Source organism: Salmonella enterica subsp. enterica serovar Typhimurium str. LT2 (assembly GCF_000006945.2).
Classification (GTDB): domain Bacteria; phylum Pseudomonadota; class Gammaproteobacteria; order Enterobacterales; family Enterobacteriaceae; genus Salmonella; species Salmonella enterica.
Genome location: NC_003197.2, coordinates 2,468,634 through 2,489,914, shown reverse-complemented (window position 1 = coordinate 2,489,914; position 21,281 = coordinate 2,468,634). Strand labels below are relative to the sequence as shown.

21 protein-coding genes and 26 other annotated features are annotated in these 21,281 nt (G+C 52.9%); of the genes, 16 read left to right on the top strand and 5 right to left on the bottom strand.

Features of this window, described 5'->3' with window-relative positions; translation table 11 throughout:
• The first annotated feature begins 69 nt into the window (after window positions 1-69).
• Window positions 70-75, top strand: a ribosome-binding site (putative RBS for fabB; RegulonDB:STMS1H002506).
• Both fabB and STM2377 read left to right on the top strand, forming a co-directional pair.
• The gene (gene fabB / locus STM2378) for a 3-oxoacyl-[acyl-carrier-protein] synthase I (protein ID NP_461320.1) occupies window positions 70-1,294 on the top strand. Within the gene, window positions 80-1,294 belong to an annotated coding region; the region does not span the whole gene. It overlaps the preceding feature by 6 nt.
• 92 nt (window positions 1,295-1,386) lie before the next feature.
• Window positions 1,387-1,392: a ribosome-binding site (putative RBS for STM2377; RegulonDB:STMS1H002505), on the top strand.
• Window positions 1,387-2,048, top strand: a protein-coding gene (locus tag STM2377; RefSeq protein ID NP_461319.1) for a putative inner membrane protein. Within the gene, window positions 1,392-2,048 belong to an annotated coding region; the region does not span the whole gene. It overlaps the preceding feature by 6 nt.
• Before the next feature lie 66 nt (window positions 2,049-2,114).
• Here STM2377 and STM2376 read toward each other — a convergent pair.
• The 3 genes from STM2376 to STM2374 all read right to left on the bottom strand — a co-directional run bounded on the left by STM2376 (window position 2,115) and on the right by STM2374 (window position 3,424).
• Window positions 2,115-2,641, bottom strand: a protein-coding gene (locus tag STM2376; protein ID NP_461318.1) for a putative periplasmic protein. Within the gene, window positions 2,115-2,633 belong to an annotated coding region; the region does not span the whole gene.
• The gene (locus STM2375; RefSeq protein NP_461317.1) for a putative cytoplasmic protein occupies window positions 2,633-3,009 on the bottom strand. Within the gene, window positions 2,633-3,001 belong to an annotated coding region; the region does not span the whole gene. The genes STM2376 and STM2375 overlap by 9 nt, the downstream gene beginning before the upstream one ends.
• Window positions 2,636-2,641: a ribosome-binding site (putative RBS for STM2376; RegulonDB:STMS1H002504), on the bottom strand. It overlaps the preceding gene by 6 nt.
• Window positions 3,004-3,009 (bottom strand) — a ribosome-binding site (putative RBS for STM2375; RegulonDB:STMS1H002503). It lies within the gene STM2375.
• 160 nt (window positions 3,010-3,169) lie before the next feature.
• The gene (locus tag STM2374; RefSeq protein ID NP_461316.1) for a putatiave helix-turn-helix regulatory protein occupies window positions 3,170-3,424 on the bottom strand. Within the gene, window positions 3,170-3,418 belong to an annotated coding region; the region does not span the whole gene.
• Window positions 3,419-3,424 (bottom strand) — a ribosome-binding site (putative RBS for STM2374; RegulonDB:STMS1H002502). It overlaps the preceding gene by 6 nt.
• A gap of 159 nt (window positions 3,425-3,583) precedes the next feature.
• Window positions 3,584-3,589: a ribosome-binding site (putative RBS for STM2373; RegulonDB:STMS1H002501), on the top strand.
• On the opposite strand from STM2374, the gene STM2373 reads away from it, so the two are divergent.
• Both STM2373 and STM2372 read left to right on the top strand, forming a co-directional pair.
• Window positions 3,584-3,965, top strand: a protein-coding gene (locus tag STM2373) for a putative cytoplasmic protein (RefSeq protein NP_461315.1). Within the gene, window positions 3,591-3,965 belong to an annotated coding region; the region does not span the whole gene. It overlaps the preceding feature by 6 nt.
• A gap of 167 nt (window positions 3,966-4,132) precedes the next feature.
• Window positions 4,133-4,138, top strand: a ribosome-binding site (putative RBS for STM2372; RegulonDB:STMS1H002500).
• The gene (locus STM2372; protein ID NP_461314.1) for a putative transport protein occupies window positions 4,133-5,323 on the top strand. Within the gene, window positions 4,145-5,323 belong to an annotated coding region; the region does not span the whole gene. Its footprint overlaps the feature before it by 6 nt.
• Here the strand turns inward: STM2372 and flk are convergent.
• Window positions 5,320-6,335 (bottom strand): cell division protein gene (flk, locus tag STM2371; protein ID NP_461313.1). Within the gene, window positions 5,320-6,321 belong to an annotated coding region; the region does not span the whole gene. The two genes, STM2372 and flk, sit on opposite strands and share 4 nt — an antisense overlap.
• Window positions 6,330-6,335: a ribosome-binding site (putative RBS for flk; RegulonDB:STMS1H002499), on the bottom strand. Its footprint overlaps the gene before it by 6 nt.
• A gap of 75 nt (window positions 6,336-6,410) precedes the next feature.
• Window positions 6,411-6,416 (top strand) — a ribosome-binding site (putative RBS for pdxB; RegulonDB:STMS1H002498).
• Between flk and pdxB the strand changes: the two genes are divergently transcribed.
• The 9 genes from pdxB to purF all read left to right on the top strand — a co-directional run bounded on the left by pdxB (window position 6,411) and on the right by purF (window position 15,580).
• Window positions 6,411-7,561 (top strand): erythronate-4-phosphate dehydrogenase gene (gene pdxB, locus STM2370; RefSeq protein ID NP_461312.1). Within the gene, window positions 6,425-7,561 belong to an annotated coding region; the region does not span the whole gene. It overlaps the preceding feature by 6 nt.
• Before the next feature lie 52 nt (window positions 7,562-7,613).
• Window positions 7,614-7,619: a ribosome-binding site (putative RBS for usg; RegulonDB:STMS1H002497), on the top strand.
• Window positions 7,614-8,642, top strand: a protein-coding gene (gene usg, locus STM2369; protein ID NP_461311.1) for a putative aspartate-semialdehyde dehydrogenase. Within the gene, window positions 7,629-8,642 belong to an annotated coding region; the region does not span the whole gene. It overlaps the preceding feature by 6 nt.
• Window positions 8,625-8,630 (top strand) — a ribosome-binding site (putative RBS for truA; RegulonDB:STMS1H002496). Its footprint overlaps the gene before it by 6 nt.
• Window positions 8,625-9,454, top strand: a protein-coding gene (gene truA, locus STM2368; protein NP_461310.1) for a pseudouridylate synthase I. Within the gene, window positions 8,642-9,454 belong to an annotated coding region; the region does not span the whole gene. Before usg ends, truA begins: the two co-directional genes overlap by 18 nt.
• 33 nt (window positions 9,455-9,487) lie before the next feature.
• Window positions 9,488-9,493 (top strand) — a ribosome-binding site (putative RBS for dedA; RegulonDB:STMS1H002495).
• Window positions 9,488-10,162 (top strand): putative DedA family gene (dedA, locus tag STM2367; RefSeq protein NP_461309.1). Within the gene, window positions 9,503-10,162 belong to an annotated coding region; the region does not span the whole gene. It overlaps the preceding feature by 6 nt.
• A 58-nt stretch (window positions 10,163-10,220) precedes the next feature.
• Window positions 10,221-10,229, top strand: a -35 signal (putative -35_signal for accD; RegulonDB:STMLTH004540).
• Window positions 10,221-11,226, top strand: a protein-coding gene (gene accD, locus STM2366) for an acetylCoA carboxylase, beta subunit (RefSeq protein NP_461308.1). Within the gene, window positions 10,312-11,226 belong to an annotated coding region; the region does not span the whole gene. It overlaps the preceding feature by 9 nt.
• Window positions 10,240-10,248: a -10 signal (putative -10_signal for accD; RegulonDB:STMLTH004540), on the top strand. Its footprint overlaps the gene before it by 9 nt.
• Window positions 10,294-10,299: a ribosome-binding site (putative RBS for accD; RegulonDB:STMS1H002494), on the top strand.
• Window positions 11,227-11,276: 50 nt before the next feature.
• Window positions 11,277-11,282, top strand: a ribosome-binding site (putative RBS for folC; RegulonDB:STMS1H002493).
• Window positions 11,277-12,562 (top strand): dihydrofolate synthase gene (gene folC, locus STM2365; RefSeq protein NP_461307.1). Within the gene, window positions 11,294-12,562 belong to an annotated coding region; the region does not span the whole gene. (Overlaps the previous feature by 6 nt.)
• Window positions 12,539-12,544, top strand: a ribosome-binding site (putative RBS for dedD; RegulonDB:STMS1H002492). Its footprint overlaps the gene before it by 6 nt.
• Window positions 12,539-13,226 (top strand): putative lipoprotein gene (gene dedD / locus STM2364; RefSeq protein NP_461306.1). Within the gene, window positions 12,552-13,226 belong to an annotated coding region; the region does not span the whole gene. The genes folC and dedD overlap by 24 nt, the downstream gene beginning before the upstream one ends.
• A gap of 233 nt (window positions 13,227-13,459) precedes the next feature.
• Window positions 13,460-13,468: a -35 signal (putative -35_signal for cvpA; RegulonDB:STMLTH004539), on the top strand.
• Window positions 13,460-14,025 (top strand): membrane protein required for colicin V production gene (gene cvpA, locus STM2363; protein NP_461305.1). Within the gene, window positions 13,537-14,025 belong to an annotated coding region; the region does not span the whole gene. Its footprint overlaps the feature before it by 9 nt.
• Window positions 13,466-13,482, top strand: a protein binding site (putative binding site for PurR, RegulonDB: STMS1H000346). Its footprint overlaps the gene before it by 17 nt.
• Window positions 13,478-13,486 (top strand) — a -10 signal (putative -10_signal for cvpA; RegulonDB:STMLTH004539). (Overlaps the previous feature by 5 nt.)
• Window positions 13,526-13,531: a ribosome-binding site (putative RBS for cvpA; RegulonDB:STMS1H002491), on the top strand.
• A gap of 23 nt (window positions 14,026-14,048) precedes the next feature.
• Window positions 14,049-14,054: a ribosome-binding site (putative RBS for purF; RegulonDB:STMS1H002490), on the top strand.
• The gene (gene purF / locus STM2362) for an amidophosphoribosyltransferase (RefSeq protein ID NP_461304.1) occupies window positions 14,049-15,580 on the top strand. Within the gene, window positions 14,063-15,580 belong to an annotated coding region; the region does not span the whole gene. (Overlaps the previous feature by 6 nt.)
• Window positions 15,581-15,615: 35 nt before the next feature.
• On the opposite strand, the gene STM2361 is transcribed toward purF, so the two are convergent.
• Window positions 15,616-17,050, bottom strand: a protein-coding gene (locus STM2361) for a putative regulatory protein (protein ID NP_461303.1). Within the gene, window positions 15,616-17,043 belong to an annotated coding region; the region does not span the whole gene.
• Window positions 17,045-17,050: a ribosome-binding site (putative RBS for STM2361; RegulonDB:STMS1H002489), on the bottom strand. It overlaps the preceding gene by 6 nt.
• Window positions 17,051-17,248: 198 nt before the next feature.
• Window positions 17,249-17,254: a ribosome-binding site (putative RBS for STM2360; RegulonDB:STMS1H002488), on the top strand.
• Here STM2361 and STM2360 point away from each other — a divergent pair.
• From STM2360 to STM2358, 3 genes are all read left to right on the top strand, one after another.
• Window positions 17,249-18,651, top strand: a protein-coding gene (locus STM2360) for a putative diaminopimelate decarboxylase (protein NP_461302.1). Within the gene, window positions 17,254-18,651 belong to an annotated coding region; the region does not span the whole gene. It overlaps the preceding feature by 6 nt.
• Before the next feature lie 78 nt (window positions 18,652-18,729).
• Window positions 18,730-18,735: a ribosome-binding site (putative RBS for STM2359; RegulonDB:STMS1H002487), on the top strand.
• Window positions 18,730-20,163, top strand: a protein-coding gene (locus tag STM2359; protein ID NP_461301.1) for a putative amino acid transporter. Within the gene, window positions 18,742-20,163 belong to an annotated coding region; the region does not span the whole gene. (Overlaps the previous feature by 6 nt.)
• Window positions 20,158-20,163 (top strand) — a ribosome-binding site (putative RBS for STM2358; RegulonDB:STMS1H002486). (Overlaps the previous gene by 6 nt.)
• Window positions 20,158-21,268, top strand: a protein-coding gene (locus tag STM2358; protein NP_461300.1) for a putative cytoplasmic protein. Within the gene, window positions 20,165-21,268 belong to an annotated coding region; the region does not span the whole gene. Before STM2359 ends, STM2358 begins: the two co-directional genes overlap by 6 nt.
• The last annotated feature ends 13 nt before the right edge of the window (window positions 21,269-21,281 follow it).

Here is a 21,281-nt window from a genome sequence, read left to right as displayed (position 1 = left end):
ATCGGACTTGTTCGGCGTACAAGTGTACGCTATTGTGCCAATCGAAACTTAAAAATAGTGCGAATTACAGAGGTATTGAATGAAACGTGCAGTGATTACTGGCCTGGGCATCGTTTCCAGCATCGGTAATAACCAGCAGGAAGTCCTGGCATCTCTGCGTGAAGGACGTTCAGGGATCACTTTCTCTCAGGAGCTGAAGGACGCCGGCATGCGTAGCCAGGTATGGGGCAACGTAAAACTGGATACCACTGGCCTCATTGACCGCAAAGTCGTGCGCTTTATGAGCGACGCCTCCATCTATGCTTATCTGTCTATGGAGCAGGCAGTGGCCGACGCCGGTCTGGCGCCGGAAGTCTATCAGAATAACCCGCGTGTCGGCCTGATTGCAGGTTCCGGCGGCGGCTCCCCGAAATTCCAGGTCTTTGGCGCAGACGCCATGCGTAGCCCGCGTGGTTTGAAAGCCGTGGGCCCGTATGTGGTGACGAAAGCAATGGCATCCGGCGTTTCCGCCTGCCTCGCTACGCCGTTTAAAATTTATGGCGTGAACTACTCCATTAGCTCCGCTTGCGCGACCTCCGCACACTGTATCGGCAATGCGGTTGAACAGATCCAACTGGGCAAACAGGACATCGTTTTTGCTGGCGGCGGCGAAGAGCTGTGCTGGGAAATGGCCTGTGAGTTCGACGCGATGGGCGCACTGTCCACCAAATATAACGATACGCCTGAAAAAGCGTCCCGTACCTATGATGCGCACCGTGATGGGTTTGTCATCGCGGGCGGTGGCGGTATGGTTGTTGTCGAAGAGCTGGAGCACGCTCTGGCGCGCGGCGCGCATATCTATGCGGAAATCGTCGGCTATGGCGCAACATCCGATGGCGCAGACATGGTTGCTCCGTCTGGTGAAGGCGCAGTACGTTGCATGCAGATGGCGATGCACGGCGTAGACACGCCGATCGACTACCTGAACTCTCACGGTACCTCTACTCCGGTAGGCGACGTGAAAGAACTCGGTGCAATCCGTGAAGTGTTTGGCGATAACAGCCCGGCTATCTCCGCGACCAAAGCGATGACCGGCCACTCGCTGGGTGCGGCTGGCGTGCAGGAAGCCATCTACTCTCTGCTGATGCTGGAGCACGGTTTTATCGCGCCGAGCATCAACATCGAAGAGCTGGATGAGCAGGCTGCGGGTCTGAACATCGTGACCGAAACGACCGAGCGTGAACTGACTACCGTAATGTCTAACAGCTTCGGTTTTGGCGGCACCAACGCCACGCTGGTGATGCGTAAGTTGTAAGCCTGACTATTACGTTGTAGTATCAACAATGAAACAGGTCGCTAATGCGACCTGTTTTTTCATTCAGGGAACAACAAATTATATGGATATTATATAAATGCCAACTAATACATTAGATAAAATTAGGCATAGTTTGAGTTGTGTGGCTGTTTTATTTGGTTTGTTCGGCATTTTTGTTTTTGCCTCATTTTCGCCTTCCTATGCCTGGCTTTATTTGGGAGGTCTGGCTGCGCCTTTTATATATAGTATTGTTTTTGTCTATGCGATTGCCGCCTGGAGTATTTATTCAAAGTATTACCCGTTTTTATCATTGGGTCGCTTATCATTCGTGGAGTGTTTTGTTCCGGCGCTGGCCCTGGTGTGCCTTACCGTTCTCTACAATGCTTTTAGTGGCCCGGAACCCTGGATGGCCGAGTTATCAAGGCAATTTTTTCTTCATAAATTTCTTAACACGCTGGCGATGTGCTTTCTGGCTCCTGTGGCGGAGGAAATTATATTCAGAGGGTTTTTATTAAACAGCAGTATCGGTTGGGGTCGGTACTCAAGAGCTTCCGGTATTATTATTACTTCACTCGCTTTTGCATTTATGCATACACAATATCTCTTTGCGGTGACTTTTGTTTATCTGTTTGTTTTTTCATCGATATTATGCGTTGTTCGAATGAGAAGCCGTGGGCTAATGATACCGATAATACTTCATATTTTAAATAATGCCTGGGTTGTTTTCGGCTTACTGTTTTCAGCGACGGAATAAGAGCCTGATGCAAGAGGCGCTTTAACCTCTCCGGTACGAACAAGAGACCGATGGCGGTTCCCTTTTTTAATGCTTCTTATATTCCGGCGCGACTTTCGCTGACCAGGCCTCAGCCTGGGTGATGGCGCCTGCGTCATAAATCGGCTGTTCATAACCCCTGTCAGCATCCCGAACGCGGTAAATTTTCCAGCGTCCCTCTTCCCAACGGGTATAAACTTCCAGGTGGATGGGCGTTGACTCTGTAGCCAACAGAACATCCACTTTTTCTCCGCCGAGGAAAGGGTGTGCCTTCCCAACCCGTAACTGTGGAATCCACTCTGGCGCATAGTCCTGCGCATACATAAAATAATCTGCCCCCACAATCTCCTGTTCATAAAGGGACTGTATTAGCGCCAGGCGATGAATAACCTCTTTAGCAACGTAACGTTGCATTAAGGCGGTGGTGTCGTCAGGGGTATTCACATCGTTCGTGAACGTCGTCATCCATGAGGTATAGAACTGCTTCACGGCCTGCGTACTGTCGTGATGAGGCGCAGAGCAACTACAAAGCAACAGGATAAGCGCGACAAGGGAGAACGTTTTCATTAATTCTTCCTGTAGATGGTATATGAGGGCCTGGCTGCCCGGTAGCCCGGGCCGGCCCACATATCGCGTTGTTTAAAATCTGAATACCACTCTGTGCCATCGTATATCGCCATGTGACCGCTCGGGTTTCCGCCAGCGTAAGGTTGAATAATGATGACGTCACCCTCGCGCGGCATTTCATAGGTACCAATAGCGGTGAATCCGGCGCTTCTTAACATTGGGCCATAATCTTTCGCATGATATGTATGCCCCAGCGTGATACCGCCCGCCTGAATTGCCTTTCGGGTAAATTCCGCACACCGGCCTTGAGAATGAGAACCTGCATGCGTTTTGGCATAATTAACCGCCATTCTTTTATCCCAACTCATAATGATTCCTGTTAATAAAATACGTAATAGCAATGACGTAATGCTTTAACAGTATTTGATTCGGGAAGCATGACAGATAGTGCTATTACTATTTTCAATATAATAAGTTTAAATATTTATTAATTGTTGAGATTGATAGGTTAAAGCCAATTTATTCAGCATTAACTATTATTCTGCGATATCGGCATCATTTTTTATTTGCATATCATCATAGCGCGACGGCCAGATCTCTTTCGGCGTGATGCCCAGCGCGTCCGCAATAATCCGTTCAGCTCTCGGCCAGGAACGGGTAAAGACATTGCGCAGTGAATCAGGTGATAAACCGGCCTGACGAGAAAGATCTCTGAGCGTAATACCTCTTTTTTCAAGTGCACTTTTAATATCTGCACGATGCCAGTCTTGGCTTTTTGGTTCCATTCTGTAATCCTAAGAAGATGTGTTATCGGCACCGATATTTTTAAGGTAAAAATTAGCGCGAGAAAAAGAAAGTTACTTTCTTTTTCACTCTGAGAATAGTGCCAGAAAGAAAGCAAAATTTCGCGAAAAAGAAGAAATATTTTTATTTCATCAGGGGAAAGGAAAGAAACCGATGGCAAAGGAATGGTTCACGGTTAAGGAATGTCTTGGCTTACCGGGGTTTCCGGGAAGCGAGCCTGCGGTTCGCGAACGTTTGTATAAGTACAGCGAAGGGAAAGAGGGTGTCAGGCGTAAGCGTGTTAAATCAAAGGCCGAGGAGTTTCATATATCTGTTTTCCCTCTTTATGTTCATCGTTATCTGGACGACAGCGGAGAGGAACCGACGCCGGAACCCATTTCCTTACAGGAAGCGGAGCCTGAAGATATCTGGGAGATGATGTTCAGGTTACTGACGCCAGAACAGCGCAAGCAGGTGACCGGACGGTTTAAGGTGAGAGGGATGAAAGCGGTCTTTCCCTTTCTGTTTGATGACACGCCGCCACGTTGATACCCTGGCTGCAATTTCAAGGTTGACAAGTTTCGCGTCTCACAGGCAGACTTCACTTTCTACATTATCCTTCCGATAATGCGTAAGCGTTTAACGTTATCCAACGCACCTTAATCCTGACGTTCAGGTAGAGGGGGGCGTGGCCTTTCCCCGCCTTACTCTGCATTCTGGAGTAATGCATGACAGCAGTTAGCCAAAAAACAACGACCCCGTCTGCGAATTTTTCGCTGTTCCGCATCGCCTTTGCGGTTTTCCTGACCTATATGACGGTCGGCCTGCCGTTACCCGTCATCCCGCTTTTTGTTCATCACGAACTGGGCTATAGCAATACGATGGTTGGGATCGCCGTGGGCATTCAGTTTTTTGCGACGGTACTGACGCGCGGCTATGCCGGACGGCTGGCGGATCAATATGGCGCTAAACGATCGGCGTTACAGGGGATGCTTGCCTGCGGGCTGGCGGGCGCCGCCTGGCTCCTGGCCGCGCTGTTGCCGGTTTCCGCGCCAGTAAAATTCGCGCTGCTTATTGTCGGGCGTTTGATCCTCGGATTTGGCGAAAGCCAGCTGCTGACCGGAACCCTGACCTGGGGACTGGGGCTGGTTGGCCCAACGCGTTCCGGTAAGGTGATGTCGTGGAACGGGATGGCGATTTACGGCGCGCTGGCGGCCGGTGCGCCGTTGGGCTTGCTGATCCATAGCCACTTTGGCTTCGCGGCGCTGGCGGGGACGACGATGGTTTTACCGCTGCTGGCCTGGGCATTCAACGGCACCGTGCGTAAAGTGCCTGCGTATACGGGGGAGCGACCTTCACTGTGGAGCGTGGTCGGGCTTATCTGGAAACCGGGCCTGGGCCTGGCATTGCAGGGCGTGGGCTTTGCCGTCATCGGTACGTTTATTTCACTTTATTTTGTCAGCAATGGCTGGACGATGGCGGGATTCACCCTGACCGCGTTTGGCGGTGCGTTTGTACTGATGCGCATATTGTTCGGTTGGATGCCGGACCGCTTTGGCGGCGTGAAGGTCGCCGTTGTCTCATTGCTGGTTGAGACGGCAGGGTTGCTGCTCTTGTGGCTGGCGCCGACGGCCTGGATAGCGCTGGTAGGCGCGGCGCTCACCGGGGCAGGGTGTTCACTGATTTTCCCGGCGCTGGGCGTGGAGGTTGTGAAACGCGTACCTGCACAGGTACGCGGTACGGCGCTCGGCGGCTACGCCGCGTTTCAGGATATCTCCTACGGCGTTACCGGCCCGCTGGCGGGCATGCTGGCCACGTCATACGGCTATCCTTCCGTATTCCTCGCGGGAGCGATCTCCGCGGTGGTTGGCATCCTGGTGACGATATTATCGTTCCGGCGCGGTTAAGAAACCAGCCAGAAAAGCGCCAGTACAATTATTAGCGCGATAAACAACAGGCCTGGTCGCGCAGACAGATTTTTCACGGTTTCAATCATCGGCGCAAACGGGCGGTAGATGGGTTGAATAGAGAGCGGTTCGAGCTCATCCGCCTCCCGCTCTACGCGACGCAGGAAAATATGGTTAAGTAAATCCTGCACCTGGGCGGTGGTCAGCACCGTTTGCGGCTGAATTTGATAAGTGTGTTGGGCATACTCTTTGATCGCTGTGAGTTCGTCCGGTTCCAGCGGTTGTTTTAACGCAGCCTGCAGCGTATGTAGCGTAGGCGCGTGTTGTAGTGACAGCGTCTGCCGCGCCTGTAGCCATGTCGCCAGATGGGTAAACTGTTTTGCCGGAATGAGCTCGCCGCTTTTCACGCCGGAGAGTTCCAGCATTGATTGCCAGATAAGTTTGTTTGACTCGCCGGTCGCGGCCGCCAGCTTCGTCACCAACTGATTCAACGTATTATGTTCAGCAGGCAATAATGGCCGATCCGTTGCCGGACGTTGCTGCGGCTGCGGAATGGAAAGCTGCCCCTGTTGCAGGAGCGTCAGCACGTTTTTGAGTTGATCGGGCGTAAGCTGGCTAAGCGCGGTTTGACCGTATTGCTGACGGATAAAATCGCTGACGGCCTGACGATTATTTCCGACGCCAAGCAGCTCTGTTAGCTGTGAAAGCACCTGACGATTGGCGTGATTTTGCTGCGCTACGCCCAGACGCTGGGTAAGATTCTGTTCAGCGGCGGGGAAGTGGCGCGACAGTAGCGGCGCGTCATTTTTTATCCCCAGATCGTGTTTCATTCCGGCCCATACTTCCGCGCTTTGCTGCTGGGTCAGTGAAATCAGGCGCGTGATCAGCCTTTCCAGTACCGTACGCTGTTGCATGGAAAGCGGCTGCTCGCTCGCAGCGGAAAGAGGATTACGCCCTTCGCCTGGAGGCTGTGCAGGGGCGCCGGAGATGGGATGCATAATTAATTATCCTTTAACCATAAATCTGAGCAATATATGCCTGGCGGCCAGATTATGGCACACTTGTCCGGTTAACTCTCGTTCTCAAACAGGTACGACAGTCGTGAAAATTCTCGTTGATGAAAATATGCCTTACGCCCGCGAATTATTTAGCCGCCTGGGTGAGGTAAAGGCAGTGCCGGGTCGCCCGATCCCCGTTGAAGAATTGAACCATGCCGATGCGTTAATGGTGCGTTCGGTCACGAAAGTGAATGAATCGCTGCTGAGCGGCACGCCGATTAACTTCGTTGGTACTGCTACGGCAGGCACCGATCATGTGGATGAGGCATGGCTGAAGCAGGCGGGCATCGGTTTTTCAGCCGCGCCCGGCTGTAATGCTATCGCCGTGGTGGAGTATGTGTTTTCCGCGCTGTTGATGCTGGCCGAACGTGACGGCTTTTCGTTACGCGATCGCACTATAGGGATTGTCGGCGTGGGTAACGTCGGAAGCCGGCTACAGACCAGGCTTGAAGCGTTGGGTATCCGCACGTTGCTGTGCGATCCGCCACGCGCCGCACGCGGGGACGAGGGTGATTTTCGTACGCTGGATGAGCTGGTGCAGGAAGCGGATGTCCTGACTTTCCATACGCCGCTCTATAAAGACGGACCGTACAAAACGCTGCATCTGGCCGATGAGACGCTGATCCGTCGACTGAAACCCGGCGCCATTCTCATTAACGCCTGCCGCGGTCCGGTGGTGGATAACGCCGCGTTGCTGGCGCGACTTAATGCCGGGCAGCCGCTGAGCGTGGTGCTTGATGTGTGGGAGGGCGAACCGGATCTTAACGTCGCGCTACTGGAAGCCGTGGATATCGGCACGTCGCATATTGCCGGCTATACGCTGGAAGGCAAAGCGCGCGGCACCACCCAGGTCTTTGAGGCGTATAGCGCGTTTATCGGTCGCGAGCAGCGTGTCGCGCTGGAGACATTACTGCCTGCGCCTGAGTTTGGTCGTATTACGCTTCATGGCCCGCTGGATCAACCGACGCTGAAAAGACTGGCGCATTTGGTGTATGATGTGCGCCGCGACGATGCGCCACTGCGTAAAGTCGCTGGAATTCCGGGTGAATTTGATAAATTGCGTAAAAATTATCTTGAGCGCCGTGAATGGTCGTCTTTATACGTGATGTGTGACGACGAAACGGCAGCCGCCTTGCTGTGTAAGCTAGGTTTTAACGCTGTTCATCACCCGGCACATTAATGTCTTCTTAATGCTCCCTGTCGAATAATGCGACAGGGACGCTTATGTATTTCTGGAGTAAATCACCATGTCTGAAGGCTGGAACATTGCCATTCTGGGCGCAACGGGCGCCGTAGGCGAAGCCCTGCTTGAAACACTGGCTGAACGCCAGTTCCCGGTCGGTGAAATTTATGCGTTGGCGCGTCATGAAAGCGCGGGCGAGCACCTCCGTTTTGGTGGCAAGTCGGTCATTGTCCAGGATGCGGCGGACTTTGACTGGACGCAGGCGCAGTTGGCGTTTTTCGTTGCCGGCGCAGAGGCATCGGCTGCCTGGATAGACGACGCGACTAATGCAGGTTGCCTGGTGATAGATTCCAGCGGTCTGTTCGCGCTGGAGCCTGATGTGCCGCTGGTCGTGCCGGAAGTTAACCCGTATGTACTGGCGGATTACCGTAACCGTAACGTGATTGCGGTCGCCGATAGTCTGACCAGTCAACTGCTGGCGGCGCTCAAGCCGTTAATCGATCAGGGGGGACTGTCGCGCATCGCCGTCACCAGTATGTTATCAGCGTCCGCACAGGGGAAAAAAGCGGTCGATGCGCTGGCCGGACAGAGTGCGAAGTTGCTTAACGGCATACCGATTGATGAAGATGATTTCTTTGGCCGCCAGTTGGCGTTCAATATGCTGCCGCTGCTGCCGGATCGGGAAGGCAGCGTGCGCCAGGAACGTCGTATCGTCGATGAAGTGCGTAAAATTTTGCAGGACGATGGCGTGATGATCTCCGCCAGTGTCGTGCAGTCGCCGGTGTTCTATGGCCATGCGCAGATGGTGAGCTTTGAAGCGCTCCGTCCGCTGGCGGCGGAAGAGGCGCGCGAGGCATTTTCCCGCGGTGAAGATATCGTACTGTCAGAAGAGACGGATTACCCGACGCAGGTGGGCGACGCTTCCGGCAATCCACAGCTCTCTATTGGCTGTGTGCATAATGATTACGGTATGCCGGAACAAATTCAGTTCTGGTCAGTGGCGGACAACGTGCGTTTCGGCGGCGCGCTGATGGCCGTTAAAATTGCGGAGAAGCTGGTGCAGGAGTATCTGTACTGATGTCCGGACAGCAATCATCGGCGGTCTATAAAATTGCGCTGGGTATTGAGTACGACGGCAGCAAGTATTATGGCTGGCAGCGTCAGAATGAAGTGCGCAGCGTGCAGGAAAAGCTGGAAAAAGCGCTCTCGCAGGTGGCAAATGAACCTATTAACGTGTTCTGCGCCGGGCGTACCGATGCCGGCGTTCACGGCACCGGGCAGGTTGTCCATTTCGAAACGACCGCATTGCGCAAAGATGCGGCATGGACGCTGGGGGTAAATGCGAATTTGCCTGGTGACATTGCCGTGCGCTGGGTGAAAACTGTACCGGATGATTTTCACGCGCGATTTAGCGCTACGGCTCGCCGTTATCGCTATATCATCTACAATCATCGACTGCGTCCTGCGGTATTAGCAAAAGGCGTGACGCATTACTATGAGCCGCTGGATGCAGAGCGGATGCATCGCGCGGCGCAGTGTCTGCTTGGCGAAAATGATTTTACCTCGTTTCGCGCAGTGCAGTGCCAGTCGCGCACGCCGTGGCGTAATGTGATGCACATCAACGTTACCCGCCACGGCCCTTATGTGGTGGTCGATATCAAAGCGAATGCCTTTGTTCATCATATGGTCAGGAATATTGTCGGCAGCCTGCTGGAAGTAGGCGCTCACAACCAGCCGGAGAGCTGGATCGCAGAGCTGTTAGCGGCCAGGGACAGAACGCTGGCGGCGGCAACGGCGAAGGCGGAAGGGCTATATTTGGTTGCGGTGGATTACCCTGACCGGTTTGACCTTCCAAAACCGCCAATGGGCCCGCTATTTCTGGCGGACTAATCCGAATCGCACACCCGAAACGTGTCGGGTAGAAAGGCAAAGACAAATATGGACCTGATCTACTTTATTATTGATTTTATTCTGCACATCGATGTGCATCTGGCGGAGCTGGTCGCGGAGTACGGCGTCTGGGTGTACGCTATTTTGTTTTTGATTCTGTTTTGTGAAACCGGCCTGGTCGTCACGCCGTTCCTGCCGGGCGACTCGCTGCTGTTTGTCGCCGGGGCGCTGGCTTCGCTGGAAACCAACGATCTCAATGTGCATGTCATGGTGGCGTTAATGCTGATCGCCGCAATTGTCGGCGATGCGGTAAATTACACGATTGGTCGACTGTTCGGCGAAAAACTGTTCAGTAATCCGAATTCGAAAATTTTCCGCCGTAGTTATCTGGATAAAACCCACCAGTTTTATGAAAAACACGGCGGTAAAACTATCATTCTCGCTCGCTTCGTGCCGATCGTCAGAACCTTTGCGCCGTTTGTGGCAGGGATGGGGCACATGTCCTATCGGCATTTTGCCGCCTATAACGTCATCGGCGCGCTGCTGTGGGTGCTGCTCTTTACCTACGCCGGTTATTTCTTCGGTACGATACCGTTGATTCAGGATAACCTTAAGCTGCTGATTGTGGGGATTATCGTGGTTTCGATATTACCTGGCGTCATTGAGATTGTCCGGCATAAGCGCGCTGCGTCGCGTGCCGCAAAATAGAAAGTAACTCAGCGGTTCGACCACTTTTTTATCCAAAGTTTCGGGCTGTTATGTTTTAATGTGCAACATTCATGGTCTGTTGGGGGCAAAAATGGCATTATGCGCCCCTTATAATAAAGCTGACTAAGGTTCAGGCAGAAAGGTCACCAATGAGCTGGATTGAACGAATTAAAAGCAACATTACTCCCACCCGCAAGGCTAGCATTCCTGAAGGGGTGTGGACCAAGTGTGATAGCTGCGGTCAGGTTTTATACCGCGCTGAGCTGGAACGTAATCTTGAGGTCTGTCCTAAGTGTGACCATCATATGCGCATGTCGGCGCGCAATCGCCTGCATAGCCTGTTAGATGAAGGTTCCCTTGTGGAGTTGGGTAGCGAGCTGGAGCCAAAAGACGTGCTCAAGTTCCGCGACTCCAAAAAATATAAAGACAGACTGGCGTCCGCGCAGAAAGAAACCGGCGAGAAAGACGCGCTGGTGGTCATGAAAGGGACGCTTCACGGTATGCCGGTTGTCGCCGCCGCGTTTGAATTCGCGTTCATGGGCGGCTCAATGGGGTCTGTCGTTGGCGCACGCTTCGTTCGCGCCGTTGAACAGGCGCTGGAAGACAACTGTCCGTTAGTGTGTTTCTCTGCTTCCGGCGGCGCGCGTATGCAAGAAGCGCTGATGTCGCTGATGCAGATGGCGAAAACCTCGGCGGCGCTGGCTAAAATGCAGGAACGTGGTCTGCCCTACATTTCGGTATTGACCGATCCGACAATGGGCGGCGTTTCCGCCAGTTTTGCGATGCTGGGCGATCTCAACATCGCCGAGCCAAAAGCTCTGATTGGCTTCGCCGGCCCGCGCGTTATCGAACAGACCGTTCGCGAAAAACTGCCGCCAGGATTCCAGCGCAGTGAGTTCCTGATCGAAAAAGGCGCTATTGATATGATAGTCCGCCGCCCGGAAATGCGCCTGAAGCTGGCGAGCATTCTGGCGAAGCTGATGAATCTGCCCGCGCCGAACCCGGACGCCCCGCGTGAAGGCGTGGTGGTGCCTCCGGCGCCGGATCAGGAGTCTGAGGCCTGATAACTGAAAAGGGCAGGGCCGCAGGCTCTGCCCTTTTGCTTTTCACCGTAAAGAAGCAGCGTAAACAATGAAAAACAAATCTATACCTCAAGCTGCGTCGCCCCTGGCCTCGTGGCTTTCTTATCTGGAAAACCTGCACAGCAAGAGTATCGATTTAGGCCTTGAGCGCGTAAGCCAGGTGGCAGCGCGTCTGGACATCCTCAAGCCTGCGCCGTTCGTTTTTACCGTTGCGGGAACCAACGGCAAAGGTACGACCTGTCGCACGCTGGAGTCGGTGTTAATCGCGGCGGGATACCGTGTGGGCGTCTATAGTTCGCCTCATCTGGTACGTTACACCGAGCGCGTGCGCGTGCAGGGGAAAGAATTAGCGGAATCCGCGCATACCGCATCCTTTGCGGAAATAGAAGCGGCGCGCGGCGATATTTCATTGACCTATTTTGAATATGGCACGTTGTCGGCATTGTGGCTGTTTAAACAGGCTAACCTTGACGTGGTGATTCTGGAGGTCGGGTTGGGCGGGCGCCTGGACGCCACGAACATTGTGGATGCCGATGTAGCGGTAATTACCAGCATCGCGCTTGACCATACTGACTGGCTGGGGCCGGATCGCGAAAGTATCGGCCGCGAGAAAGCCGGGATTTTTCGTGCGGAAAAACCCGCTATCGTCGGCGAACCGGAAATGCCGGCAACCATCGCGGATGTCGCGCAGGAGACCGGCGCGCTGTTGCGGCGTCGCGGCGTTGACTGGCGTTATGAGGTGACAGCGACCCACTGGGCGTTTACCGATGGCGACGGCACGCTTGCCGGACTGCCGTTGCCGCAGGTTCCTCAGCCGAATGCCGCCACCGCTCTGGCCGCGCTGCGCGCCAGCAGGTTGAATATTGACGAGCAGGCGATTCGCGACGGTATTGCGCAGGCTACCTTGCCGGGACGTTTTCAAATCGTGAGTGAGTCGCCGCGCGTTATCTTTGATGTCGCCCATAATCCCCACGCGGCGGAATACCTGACGGGTCGTCTGAAAATGTTGCCGAAACGCGGGCGCGTGCTTGCGGTGATTGGTATGCTGCATGATAAAGATATCGCCGGCACGTTAGCCTGGTTGAAAAGCGTGGTTGACGACTGGTATTGTGCTCCGTTAGAGGGGCCGCGCGGCGCGACGGCGGAACAACTTCTGGAACATCTGGGGAAAGGGAATGTCTATGATAGCGTCGCGCAGGCATGGCAGGCCGCTATCGACGCGGCGCAGCCAGAAGATACCGTGCTGGTGTGCGGATCGTTCCACACCGTCGCACATGTTATGGAAGTGATAGACGCGGGGAGAATCGGTGGCGAGTAAGTTTCAGAATCGTTTAGTCGGCACGATTGTGTTAGTCGCGCTGGGGGTTATTGTGCTTCCCGGTCTGCTGGACGGACAGAAAAAGCATTATCAGGATGAATTTGCTGCGATTCCACTGGTACCGAAGCCTGGCGACCGCGATGAGCCGGATATGATGCCTGCCGCAACGCAGGCGCTGCCGACACAGCCGCCGGAAGGGGCGGCTGAAGAGGTGCGGGCGGGAGATGCGGCAGCGCCGTCGCTGGACCCGTCGCGCATGGCGTCTAACAATGTCGAGCTTGATCCGATACCGGTGGAGACGCCTAAACCGAAGCCGGTTGAAAAGCCGAAGCCGCAGCCTAAACCGCAACAGCCGGTTGTCGCCGCTTCCACGCCGACGCCCGCGCCGCAACCAGTCGCCGACGATAAACCTGCGCCGACCGGCAAAGCCTATGTCGTACAGTTGGGCGCGCTGAAAAACGCGGATAAAGTCAACGAGATAGTCGGCAAGCTTCGTTCCGCCGGGTTCCGGGTTTATACTTCCCCCTCAACGCCGGTACAGGGTAAAATAACCCGTATTCTCGTCGGGCCGGATGCGTCGAAAGATAAGATGAAAGGATCGCTTGGCGAGCTCAAGCAGATTTCCGGGTTAAGCGGCGTGGTGATGGGATATAGCCCGAACTAAGGCGCGTTTTGCCTGAGCGCGCAGCGTTAAGGCCTACGGTGTTCATCTGGTAATAGCCGAAGTTCTGTAGGCTGGATAAGGCGTTTACGCCGCCATCCGGCAGAAGGAATGAACCGGGTATCCTGCGCTTATCAGGCCGATGGCAGCTCTTCTGGTCGTGCCCGAAGAGATAAAAAGTGTGATGGCGTTGAATATTTTTTCAGCGCCATTTTTATTTACGCGTGGGAAGGAAATCCCTACGCAAACGTTTTCTTTTTCTGTTAGAATGCGCCCCGAACAGGACGACAGGGCGTAAAATCGTGGGACATCTATGGTCTGGATTGATTACGCCATTATCGCGGTGATTGCTTTTTCCTGTCTGGTTAGCCTGATCCGCGGCTTTGTTCGTGAAGCGTTATCGCTGGTGACGTGGGGTTGTGCTTTCTTTGTCGCCAGTCACTACTACACTTACCTGTCTGTCTGGTTTACGGGCTTTGAAGACGAACTGGTTCGTAATGGGATTGCTATCGCGGTACTGTTTATCGCGACGCTTATCGTCGGCGCTATCGTGAATTTTGTGATAGGTCAGCTAGTAGAAAAGACCGGCCTGTCGGGAACTGACCGGGTGTTGGGGATCTGTTTCGGCGCACTGCGAGGCGCGCTGATTGTCGCCGCCATTCTGTTCTTCCTTGATACCTTTACCGGCTTGTCGAAAAGCGAAGACTGGAGCAAATCGCAGCTCATCCCGCAGTTCAGCTTCATCATCAGATGGTTCTTTGACTATCTGCAAAGCTCGTCGAGTTTCTTGCCCAGGACGTAACAGGTTCTGAGATGTGGCTTAACGAGGAAAATGACGTATGTGCGGTATTGTCGGTATCGCCGGTGTTATGCCGGTCAACCAGTCGATTTATGACGCGTTAACAGTGCTCCAGCATCGTGGTCAGGATGCTGCCGGTATCATCACCATTGATGCGAATAACTGCTTCCGCTTGCGTAAGGCAAACGGGCTGGTGAACGATATTTTTGAAGCTCGCCACATGCAGCGTTTGCAGGGCAACATGGGGATCGGCCATGTGCGCTACCCTACCGCAGGCAGCTCCAGCGCTTCGGAAGCGCAACCTTTTTACGTTAACTCGCCGTATGGCATCACGTTGGCCCATAATGGCAACCTGACTAATGCGCACGAGCTACGTAAAAAGCTGTTTGAAGAAAAGCGCCGTCATATCAACACCACCTCCGATTCCGAAATCCTGCTCAATATTTTCGCCAGCGAGCTCGACAACTTCCGTCACTATCCGCTGGAAGCCGACAATATTTTTGCCGCGATTGCCGCGACTAACCGTCAAATCCGTGGCGCCTATGCCTGCGTGGCGATGATTATCGGCCACGGCATGGTGGCTTTTCGCGATCCGCACGGCATTCGCCCGTTAGTGCTGGGCAAGCGTGACGTTGGCGATGGTCGTACGGAGTATATGGTCGCTTCTGAAAGCGTGGCGCTGGATACGCTGGGCTTTGAGTTTCTGCGCGATGTCGCGCCGGGCGAAGCTATCTATATTACCGAAAAGGGGCAACTGTTCACGCGCCAGTGCGCGGATAACCCGGTCAGTAACCCCTGTCTGTTTGAGTACGTTTATTTTGCTCGCCCGGACTCCTTTATCGACAAGATCTCCGTCTACAGCGCTCGTGTGAATATGGGCACCAAACTTGGCGAAAAAATCGCTCGTGAATGGGAAGATCTGGACATCGACGTCGTGATCCCTATCCCGGAAACCTCCTGCGATATCGCACTGGAAATTGCCCGTATTCTCGGCAAGCCGTACCGCCAGGGATTTGTCAAAAATCGTTACGTGGGACGTACCTTTATCATGCCGGGCCAACAGCTACGCCGTAAATCCGTGCGCCGTAAGCTCAATGCTAATCGCGCGGAATTCCGCGATAAGAACGTCCTGCTGGTGGATGATTCCATCGTGCGTGGCACCACATCAGAGCAGATCATCGAGATGGCCCGGGAAGCCGGCGCGAAGAAGGTTTATCTGGCGTCCGCCGCGCCGGAAATTCGTTTCCCCAACGTCTATGGCATTGATATGCCGACCGCCAATGAGCTGATCGCGCATGGTCGCGAGGTGGATGAGATTCGTCAGATCATCGGCGCAGACGGGCTTATCTTCCAGGATCTGAACGATCTGATCGAAGCCGTACGCGCGGAAAATCCGGATATCCAGCAGTTTGAGTGTTCGGTATTTAACGGGATATATGTCACCAAAGACGTAGACCAGCAATACCTCGACTTCCTGGATTCATTACGTAATGACGACGCCAAAGCGGTGCTGTTCCAGAACGAAATGGAAAACCTGGAAATGCATAACGAAGGCTAATGGCTTTGCCAGCGGCGCAATGCCGCTGGCCGATGTCAATTACGCACCACGCCGAAGCGAATAGCGTATTTTTGTACTTTGTACTGTAACGTGGTGCGGGATACGTTAAGGCTGCGGGCCGCGGCGGCAATATTCCCCTGATGCGTATCCAGCGCGGTTTCTATTAAATGCCTTTCGTAGTTGGCAACCCGTACCTCCAGCGACCCTTCATACTGCGGATCGGGTGACGAGGGAAGGGGATTTTCCGGCGCGGTTTCCGGTACGCCTAAATTTAACTCGTCCTGTTCAAAAATGATGTGTTTGAGCAGCCCATCTTTTTCCTGCATGATCATGCTGCGTACAATCGCGTTTTCCAGCATCCTGACATTACCCGGCCAGGCGTGATTGAGCAGATCAGCACGCGCCGTCTCGCTTAATCCGTGAATGTCCTGCGGCACGTCATTACGGTATTTATCAATAAAATAATTCGCCAGTAAGGGAATATCTTCCGGGCGGGCGCGCAGCGGCGGTAACGTCAACATTCCGACGCTCAACCGATAAAAAAGATCTGCCCGCAGACGTTCTTGTTGAATTAATTTGACGGGCGCTTCGTTCATGGCGGCAACGATCCTGACATCAGAGTGGAGTTGCTGTTGTCCGCCGAGCCGCCAGAAGGTTTTATCCTGCAAGAATCGCAGCAGCTTACTTTGCATCTCTATCGGCATGGCGTTCAGCTCATCAAGAAAGAGCGTTCCCCCGTTTGCCAGTTCCAGATAGCCCTGGCTATTTTCCGCGCCGGTATAGGCGCCGCGCACGGTGCCGAAAAGCGTACTTTCGATAAGCGTAGGCGGTAGAGCGCCGCAGTTCAGGGCGATAAATGGCTTATTCGCCCGCTTGCTGCATTGATGTATCAGGCGGGAAAATAGCTCCTTACCCGTTCCCGTCTCCCCGACAATCGTCACCGGAATATTACTGGCGGCCAGCCGTTTGGCTTTGGCGATATTACTGAGCATTTCCGGATTTTCGGTAATAATGGCATGGTGCTTCTCATGGTGATCGGCATACAGCAGTTGGTTCAGTTCTACCACCTGCTCCTGGAGCCGCCTGACGCCGGACATATTCCTGCCGATTTCGATAACGCCGACCATGCCGCCATCGCTTGCATAGAGCGGCGCGGTGGTGTGCTGATAGTCAACGGCCTGGCCTCGCGCATTGTAATAAATTTGATAATGGCCAATGTATTCCACGCCTTTTTTTAACGATGAAAGCATCGTACTTTGCGTCTCTTTCATGCCCGGATAGACATCCAGCATATGTTTTCCCATTGCCCGTTCAATACTATAGCCGTCCAGATCCGCGCTTTCCTGATTGTAGTAAACGTATTCACCACGCTCATTAATGACGGCCAACGGCTGATGAATCAAATCGAAAAAGCGGGAAAACATCCTGAGCGCCGAGGCCAGCTCCTGATTGGTGGATGCCATATATGCATTCCTCATATCTATTGTTCATGTTGTCATTATAAAAGTGACGAATTTTCGTCGTTGTGATGAATAGCAAACTCAATGACGAAAATGAGAAAAAGCTTATTTTTATAACTAATTGATTATTTTGATAAAAAATAGTGGCATGCCTTTTGCTTTATCCCTGTAAAGAATGCGGATTTTTACCATAAACATTAAGCAGAGGGCGTTATGACTGACTCGATTATGCAGAATTACAACCAGCTACGTGAGCAGGTAATCAACGGCGATCGCCGTTTCCAGCACAAAGACGGTCATTTGTGTTTTGAAGGGGTCGATCTGGACGCTCTGGCGCGCCAGTACCCCACGCCGTTCTATGTGTTTTCTGAGCCGGAGATTATTCGTAACATTCATGAAATCCAGCAGGCATTTGCGGCGCATAAAAATACCAAAACCTTCTTTGCGTCAAAAACCTGCTCGGTCATGGGGGTGTTGAAAGCCATTCGTGACGCCGGAATTTGCGCGGAGGCAAACTCACAATATGAGGTTCGCAAGTGCCTGGAGATAGGCTTTCGCGGCGATCAGATCGTCTTCAACGGCGTGGTGAAAAAGCCTGCCGATCTGGAATATGCCATCGCCAACGATCTGTATCTTATTAATGTTGATAGCCTGTATGAGCTGGAACATATTGATGCCATCTCTCGCAAGCTGAAGAAAGTCGCCAATGTTTGCGTCCGCGTAGAACCGAATGTTCCCTCGGCGACGCATGCGGAACTGGTTACCGCTTTCCATGCGAAGTCGGGTCTCGACCTGGAACAGGCGGAAGAAACCTGCCGCCGCATTCTGGCGATGCCTTATGTGCATTTGCGCGGCTTGCATATGCATGTGGGCGATCAGGTGCCGGAGTCAGAGCCTTTCGCAAAAGCGACTAAAGTGCTGGTGGATGAATCCCGTCGCCTGGAAGAGGTGCTTGGTATTAAATTTGATTTGATCAACGTGGGCGGCGGAATTCCGGTTCCCTATAAATATGACGACGAGAATGGCGACCCGTTAAAAGATAATATGTATGCCGGTATTACCGCCCAGGATTTTGCCGATGCGGTCATTCGCGAAGTGCATAAATGGCGTACCGATGTGGAAATATGTATTGAACCGGGACGTAAAGTGACCGGGTCGGCGGCGGTTTTACTTACGGAAGTCTCCTGCGAAAAACGTAAAACAAATTACGATCTTAACGGCAATGTGGAATGCCACGTTGAATGGAAATTTGTCGACGCTGGTTACAGCGTACTCTCTGACAGCCAGCATTTTGACTGGTTCTTTTATGTCTATAACGCCTCTCGCATGACGGCAGCGCACGACGCCTGGATAAAATTAGCCGGGCCGCTGTGTGATGGCGGAGATTATTTCCACATGGGAGTGAAAGGCGAAGAGTTTTTACTGCCGAAGGAGACTCATGTTGGCGATATTGTCGCATTTCTTGATGCCGGGGCATACACCATTGAAAGTCAAACCGTTTATAACAACCGTCCGCGCACGGGCGTGGTGATGATCGATAAAAATGGTGACACGCGTCTGATTCGTCGGGAAGACAGTTACGAAGATATGGTCAAGTACGACATTTATTAATACTGTTTTGGGCTTCAGTTTCATGCTGAAGCCCGTCGTCAGATGATAAGAAGAGGGCAGTGATGCCTGAATGCATAACAGGAGATGGCCATGAGTAACACGAATTCTGGCTTACTTGGCATCAAAGACATTGTCTTTATGAATGTCATCGCTATTCTGAGTTTGCGGCAAATCCCTAACGTGGCGCCTTACGGGGCATCGGCCATGTTGTTATGGGTGATCGCCGCATTCTGCTTGTTTTTTCCTTTAGCGATGGTATGCGGCGAGCTGTCAACCGGCTGGCCGAAAGATGGCGGGATATTTGTCTGGATTAAAGAGGCATTTGGTAAACGTATTGCATGGATTGTCGTGGTTTGTTTTCTCTTTTCCTGCGTACTGTTTTTCCCATTAATGCTGCAATTCGGCTTTACCGCGTTGGGCTATATGATCGGCGGCGGCCTGGCGGAAAATAAAGCGTTTATCGGTATTGGTTCCGCGGTAATTTTCTGGCTATTAACGCTGATGAATATCCGCGGGATGGAATGGACAAAAATTATTAATAGCATCAGCGCCTGGTGCGGCGTATTTATTCCCTCCGCCATCCTCATTTTGCTGGCGGTAGTATGGCTATGTACCGGACACCAGATGCAGACGGACTACACTACAGCGAAAAACTGGATTCCGGATCTCGGACACTGGGATACGATCGTTTTCTTATCCAGCATGATGTTTGCGTTTGCCGGACTGGAGGTCGCCCCGATGATTGCCGGGCGTACCCGTAATCCACAGCGTGATTTTCCGCGAGCGATGGCCGTCTCCGCCGCCGTTATCGTCGGGATCTATATGGTCGGCACCTGGGCGCTAAATACGCTTTTACCCGCCGGGAAAACCGACATCGTGGCAGGCGTCATGCAGGCTATGCATGCTGCTGCGGATACGCTGCATATGCCGTGGTTAATTCCTGTTATGGCCATCTGTATGTTTTTTGGCGCTCTCGGGCAGATTAACTCCTGGCTGGTGGGGCCGATTTATATGCTCCAGGAAGCCTCGCGTGAAGATAATCTGCTGGGGGACCGAATCGGCAAATTACATCCGGTGTGGAAAACGCCCGCCTTTGCCTTGACTGTACAGGCGATTATTGTCACGGTCCTGTGTTTTTCGACTTTTATTTCGCCAAGCGTTGCGGCGGCTTACTGGATGTTAACGGCGCTAACGACCATCACCTATTTTATTCCTTACCTGGTGATGTTCCCAGCGTTCTGGCGTTTACGTAAGACTCAGCCGGATACGCCAAGAAGTTTTAAAATTCCGGGCAAGGTTTTACCGGCTATTTTACCCGCGCTGGGCTTTCTTTCTATCGCCTTTGCCGTTGCGCTGTTATTTATTCCGCCTTCTCAAATTGATATGGGCGGATATTTCCAGTACGCCGGGAAAATTATTGGCGGAGCCGTGCTGGCGGTTGTCGTCGCGGAGTACATTTACCATCGGGCGCAGAAACGTAATGCCCGTTTAAGCATGGCGGGAGGAAAATAAAATGTATATGCCAGTTCTGGAAATAAATCTACGCAAGCTGGAAGAAAACGCCCGCACGGAAAAAGCTCTGCTGGCAAGTAGCGGTATTGACGTGATGGCTGTCAATAAAGTTTTTGACGGCTGCGTGGAAACCGCGCAGGCGGTGTTCAACGGCGGAATTACCGTTATCGCTGAATCACGAACCTATAATTTGAAAAAAATACGCGAGACAGGATGTACGACCTGCCTGTTACGCAGTCCGTGTCTGAGTGAAATCGAAGATGTGGTGCGCTACGCGGATATTAGTTTAAATAGCGAGCCGGTGGTATTACGGGCATTATCGCAAGAAGCCCAACGCCAGGGGAAAACGCATCAGGTATTACTGATGGTGGATATGGGCGATTTACGCGAGGGTATCTGGTTTGGTGAATATCAACGCATTCTTGAGACCGTGACTCTGATTACTGGTCTGCCCGGTCTGGAATTATATGGACTGGGCACCAACTTTAATTGTTACGGCACCGTGTTGCCAACGGTAAAAAATGGCGAGGATTTTCTGGCGCTGGCCGCCCGGCTGGAAGCTGACAGCGGTATTCCTGTCCGGCGGCTTTCTGCGGGAAACTGCACCAGCTATCACCTGCTGGATAAAGGTATCTGGCCGCAGGGACTGAATCATCTGCGCATCGGCGGACTGCATGAATTCGGCATTGAATATGTGGACATGAAATACCTGAATGAATTTCACCACTCCGCAAAACCGGTCGATAAAGCCTGTTCCGATATGTATATCCTGGAAGCGGAAATCATCGAACTGAACAGTAAACCTACCGTCCCGGTCGGGGAGCTGGGCGTCGATGCCTTTTTGCAAAGTAAAACCTTTGTCGATCGTGGCATACGCCGACGCGCATTGCTGGCGTTTGGTCGCCAGGATGTGCCGTCGGATAACTGTGTGCCATGCGACGACGCTATCACTATCTTAGGACAAACCAGCGATCATACGCTGGTGGATATTGAAGATTGTCGTCAGTCGCTAAAAGTAGGCGATGTGGTTCGCTTTGAGCTGGATTATACGGGCCTGTTAATGGCCTGCCAGACCAAAGGCGTCGCCTGGAGGTTTACGCGTTAACGCATAACCGCCG